Here is a 4,843-nt window from a genome sequence, read left to right as displayed (position 1 = left end):
CGCCGGTCATGTGCAGCTGCGAGACGAGCGAGCACTCCGCGCAGAGCGTCACGCCGTAGGACGCGTTCTCGACGTTGCAGCCGGAGACGACGCGGCCGTCGTCGGTGAGCGCCGCGGCGCCCACCGGGAACGACGAGTACGGCGCGTACGCGTGCCGCATGGCGGCCGTGGCCGCGTCCCGCAGGGCGCTCCAGTCGACGTCGACGGACGCGGTTTCGGACTGGAGGCCCGGGGCGGCGTCCGCCCCGTCGGCCGCGGTGACCCCCTGGTCACCGGATGCGTTCGTGTGGGTCATGTGCCGTGCCTCCAGGCCGTCAGCTCTTGATGTAGGGCTTGCCGGCCGCGGCGGGACCGCGCACCTGCCCGACCAGGCCGGCGACCGCGAGGATCGTGACGACGTAGGGCAGCATGAGCAGGAACTCGCTCGGCACCGGCGACCCCTGGACGACGCTCAGCGCGTTCTGCAGGTTCGAGGCGAAGCCGAACAACAGTGCCGCGAGCGTCGCGCGGATCGGGTCCCACCGGCCGAAGATGACGGCGGCCAGGGCGATGTAGCCCGCGCCGGCGGTCATGTCCTTCGTGAAGCCGCCGACCGCGTCGAGGGTGAAGTACGCGCCGCCGAGGCCGGCGATCGCGCCGGCGAGGGAGACGTTCCAGAACCGGGTCCGGTTGACGTTGATGCCGACCGTGTCCGCGGCCTGCGGGTGCTCGCCGACCGAGCGGAGGCGGAGGCCCCAGCGCGTCTTGAACAGGCAGAACGTGACGACCGCGACGGCGACGTACGCCAGGTACACGACGACGGTCTGCTCGAAGAAGATCGGGCCGATGACCGGGATCTGGTGCAGCAGCGGGATCTCGAACTTCGGGAAGCGGAGGCCCGAGTTCAGCGTCGCCTCGTTCGGGGAGAGCACCTGCGAGTACAGGAACCCGGTGAGGCCGGAGATGAACGCGTTGATGACGACACCCACGATGACCTGGTCGACCAGGTACTTGATGCTGAACGCCGCGAGGATGAACGACACGAGCACACCGGCCACGACCGCACCGACGAGGCCGGCCCACGGCGTGCCCGTGACCGACGCCACGAGCGCCGAGGTGAACGCACCGGCGAGGAACTGGCCCTCGATGGCGATGTTGACGACACCGACCCGCTCCGAGATGACCCCGCCGAGCGCACCGAACACGAGCGGGACGCTCAGCCCGAGCGCACCGACGAGCATGCCGGGGATCGTGATCGAGTCACCGGCGACCGCCCAGGCGAGGAAGCCCACGACGAACACGATCGCGAAGAGCGCGGTCACCCAGAGCCGGACCCGTCGGCCGGCACGGGTCTCGACGACCGCGTAGACCGTCGCGAGCGCCAGCAGCACGATGACGACGACGCCCGTGGCGGTCGACGGCAGCGGCAGGTTCGGCAGCGCGAAGAAGTCGCCCTTGGACGACAGACGGAACGTCGCCGTCCCGGGACGGTGGGCGAGCCCGAAGAGCAGCAGCGCGATGACGGTGAAGACGCCGTACCCGATCGTGGTCTTCCAGCTCCGGGTGGTCTCGAGGTCGCGGCCCTGGGCGGGCAGTGCGGGGACCGCGGTGGGGGTCATGGTGCTCACGCGGCGACCGCCTTCTTGCTCTGCTTGGTGCGGGTTCGGCGGCGGGCGCCCGGCTGCGGGATCCGGAAGATCGCGCGGACGAGCGGCGGTGCCGCGATGAAGAGGACGATGAGCGCCTGGATGACGCCGACGATGTCGATCGGGATGCCGTTCGCGGCCTGCATGGCGTAGCCGCCGTTCTTCAGGACGCCGAACAGGATCGCGGCCCAGAACACGCCCCACGGCTTCGAGCGCCCGAGGAGCGCGACCGTGATGGCGTCGAAGCCGATGCCGGCGTCGATGTTGGAGGTGAAGCCGCTCGTGACCGCACCCTGCACCTGGTAGGCCCCGGCGATGCCGACGAGCGCACCCGAGATGAGCATGACCCAGATGGTCAGCGACGGGACGCTCATGCCGGCGACGCGGGCGGCACGGGGGTTCTCACCGATCGTGCGGAAGCGGAAGCCGAGCGAGGACTTGTTGAGCAGCCACCACACGACGACCACCGCGATGACGGCGACCACGAACCCGAGGTCCACGCCGTACCGCGGGCCGAACAGCTGCGGGAGCACCGAGCTGTCCTTCATCGCGGGCGAGATCGGGTTCGGGCTGCCCTTGGCCTGCAGCAGCCCCGGGGTGCGGAGCATGTAGCTGACGAGGTAGAGCCCGACGTAGTTGAGCATGATCGTGAGGACGACCTCGTTCGCGCCGGTGCGGGCCTTGAGGAGCCCGACGATCCCGCCCCAGACCGCACCGCCGACGATGCCGGCGATGATCGTCAGCGGGATGTGCACGACCGCGGGCAGGTCGAACGAGAAGCCGACCCAACCGGCCGCGGCGGCGCCCATCAGGATCTGTCCCTGGCCGCCGATGTTGAACAGCCCGGCGCGGAACGACACCGCGATGCCGAGACCGGCGGCGACGAGCGGCACGGCGTAGTCGAGCGAGCGGGTGATCGGGACGATCGCCTGCGCGAACGAGCTCGCACCGAAGTTGACGACCGAGCCCTGGAAGAGCGACGCGTACGCACCGCCGACGGACGAGCCGATGGCCTGGAACGTGTCGGTCGGGCGGGCGAAGAAGTACCCGGCCGCCGTGCGGACGTTCTCGTCGGTGACGGCGATGAGGATGCCGCACGCGACGAGCGCGAGCACGACGGCGAGGACGGTGACGAGCACGGAGCCGTTGACGATGCTCTGCAGCGCGGTGCTCCAGCGGTCGCCGCCGCCGGCTCGACGCTCGGAGTCGGTCGCCGAGTCCGTCATGAGGTGCGGGGTCGCCGCCTCCTCCTGCAGACGGTCGTCAGTGACCGGCGCGGTGTCGTGGGGGTCCTGCGCGGTGTCGTGGGGGTCCTGCGCGGTGTTGTGGGGGTCCTGCGCGGTCACGCCGCCAGCTCCGTTCCTTCGGGCAGTTCGCCTGCCATCATGAGGCCGAGGACGTCTCGGGGGGTGTCTGCGGGGACGATGCCGACGATCGCGCCGCGGTACATCACCGCGATCCGGTCGGCCAGGGCCACGACCTCGTCGAGCTCCGTGGAGACGACGATGACCGGGACGCCGGTGTCGCGGGTGGCGACGATGCGCTTGTGCACGAACTCGATCGAGCCGACGTCGATGCCGCGGGTGGGCTGGGCGGCGACGAACAGGCGGAGGTCGCGGCTCAGCTCGCGGGCGAGCACGATCTTCTGCTGGTTGCCGCCGGAGAGCCGGCCCGCCGCGGTGGTGCGGGACGGCGTGCGGATGTCGAACTCGGCGATCTTCTCGTCGGCGAACGCGTCACGCTCGGCACTGCGGATGGTGCCGGCGCGGACGAACTCGGCGTGGTCGGCACGGTCGAGCATGAGGTTCTCGGCGATGGTGAACTCGCCGACGAGTCCGTCCTCCTTGCGGTCCTCGGGCACGAAGCCCACGCCCGCGTCGAGGATCTGCTTGACGCTCCGGCCGGTGACCTCGGCGCCGTCGAGCGTGATGCGCCCGGCGTGGACCGGCTCGAGGCCGAGGAGCGCCTCGGTCAGCTCGGTCTGGCCGTTGCCCTGCACGCCGGCGATCGCGAGGATCTCGCCGCGGCGGACGCTGAACGAGACGTCGTCGACGAGGACGACCCCGGAGGCGTCGGTGACGGTGAGGTGGTCGACCACGAGGGCGTCCTCGCCGCCGGACGCCGGCGTCTTGTCGACGACGAGCGACACCGCGCGACCGACCATGAGCGCCGCGAGCTCGTTGTTCGTCGCGGTGGGCGATGCCTCGCCGACGACCTTCCCGAGCCGGATGACCGTGATGCGGTCCGCGACCTCGCGGACCTCGCGCAGCTTGTGCGTGATGAACACGATCGCCGTGCCGGCCTCGCGGAGCTGGCGCATGATCGCCATGAGCTCGTCGGTCTCCTGCGGCGTGAGCACGGCCGTCGGCTCGTCGAACACGAGGACCTTCGCGTCGCGGGAGAGCGCCTTGATGATCTCGACCCGCTGCTGCACGCCGACGGGGAGGTCCTCGACCTTCGCGTCGGGGTCGACGTCGAACCCGAAGCGGTCGGAGATCTCCCTGACCCGTGCCCGGGCGCCGGCGAGGTCGAGCCGACCGCCGAGGGTGGTCTGCTCCTGCCCGAGCATGACGTTCTCGGCGACGGTGAAGACGGGGACGAGCATGAAGTGCTGGTGCACCATGCCGATGCCGGCGCGCATGGCGTCACCGGGTCCGTCGAAGTCCTGGACGACGTCGTCCAGGAGGATCTCGCCCTCGTCGGCCTGGTAGAGGCCGTACAGGACGTTCATGAGGGTGGACTTGCCGGCACCGTTCTCACCGAGGAGGCAGTGGACCTCTCCCGGCTCGACGGTGAGCGAGATGTGGTCGTTGGCGACCAGTGATCCGAACCGCTTGGTGATGCCGCGGAGTTCGAGCTTCATGTCGGGTGCGCAGTTTCTCTCTGTCGAGCGCCCGCGACCGAGGGTCAGCCGTCGGTCGGGCCTCGGTCGTGGGCACGAGAATGCGGGCGGAGGAAGGATCCCCCGCCCGCATCCGCGGTGTTACTTGACGGTCGCGTCGGTCTTGACCGTGATCGAGCCGTCGATGATGCCGGACTTGATCGTGTCGAGCTCGCCCTCGAGGCCGCTGTCGACCTTGGAGGCGTAGTCGTGGAACGGGGCGATGCCGACGCCCTCGTTCTTCAGCGTGCCGACGTACGGCGTGTTCGAGAAGTCGCCCTTGGCGGCTTCCTCGACGACCGTCTTCGTGGCCGGGCGCATGCCCTTCTCGACGGAC

General features: G+C 70.2%; 4 protein-coding genes and 1 pseudogene. All 5 read right to left on the bottom strand.

What is annotated here, in order from left to right; genetic code table 11:
* A partial coding sequence (locus I59_RS21605) for a cytidine deaminase (protein ID WP_022904685.1) occupies positions 1-295 on the bottom strand: 295 nt, incomplete at its 3' end.
* A 19-nt stretch (positions 296-314) separates the two neighbouring features.
* Positions 315-1,607 carry an ABC transporter permease gene (locus I59_RS15720; RefSeq protein ID WP_022904684.1) on the bottom strand — a complete coding sequence of 431 codons (1,293 nt, stop codon included), beginning with the start codon at positions 1,605-1,607 and terminating at the stop codon, positions 315-317.
* Positions 1,604-2,851 carry an ABC transporter permease gene (locus I59_RS15715; protein WP_083882173.1) on the bottom strand — a complete coding sequence of 416 codons (1,248 nt, stop codon included), beginning with the start codon at positions 2,849-2,851 and terminating at the stop codon, positions 1,604-1,606. The genes I59_RS15720 and I59_RS15715 overlap by 4 nt, the downstream gene beginning before the upstream one ends.
* Positions 2,852-2,967: 116 nt before the next feature.
* A complete protein-coding gene (locus tag I59_RS15710) occupies positions 2,968-4,488 on the bottom strand; it encodes an ABC transporter ATP-binding protein (RefSeq protein WP_022904682.1) in 1,521 nt (506 codons plus the stop codon).
* 120 nt (positions 4,489-4,608) lie between these two features.
* Positions 4,609-4,843, bottom strand: a pseudogene (locus I59_RS15705) (BMP family ABC transporter substrate-binding protein); the annotation flags it as partial.

Origin of the sequence: Curtobacterium sp. B8, from assembly GCF_000333315.1 — a bacterium.
GTDB lineage: Bacteria > Actinomycetota > Actinomycetes > Actinomycetales > Microbacteriaceae > Curtobacterium > Curtobacterium luteum.
Note: the sequence above shows the minus strand (reverse complement) of the source record. Positions and strands in the feature narration are given on the sequence as shown.

Excerpts from the sequence above, each read along its gene's own strand:
- I59_RS15715 (WP_083882173.1), bottom strand. The coding sequence starts at position 2,851 with ATGACGGACTCGGCGACCGACTCCGAGCGTCGAGCCGGCGGCGGCGAC.
- I59_RS15710 (WP_022904682.1), bottom strand. The coding sequence starts at position 4,488 with ATGAAGCTCGAACTCCGCGGCATCACCAAGCGGTTCGGATCACTGGTC.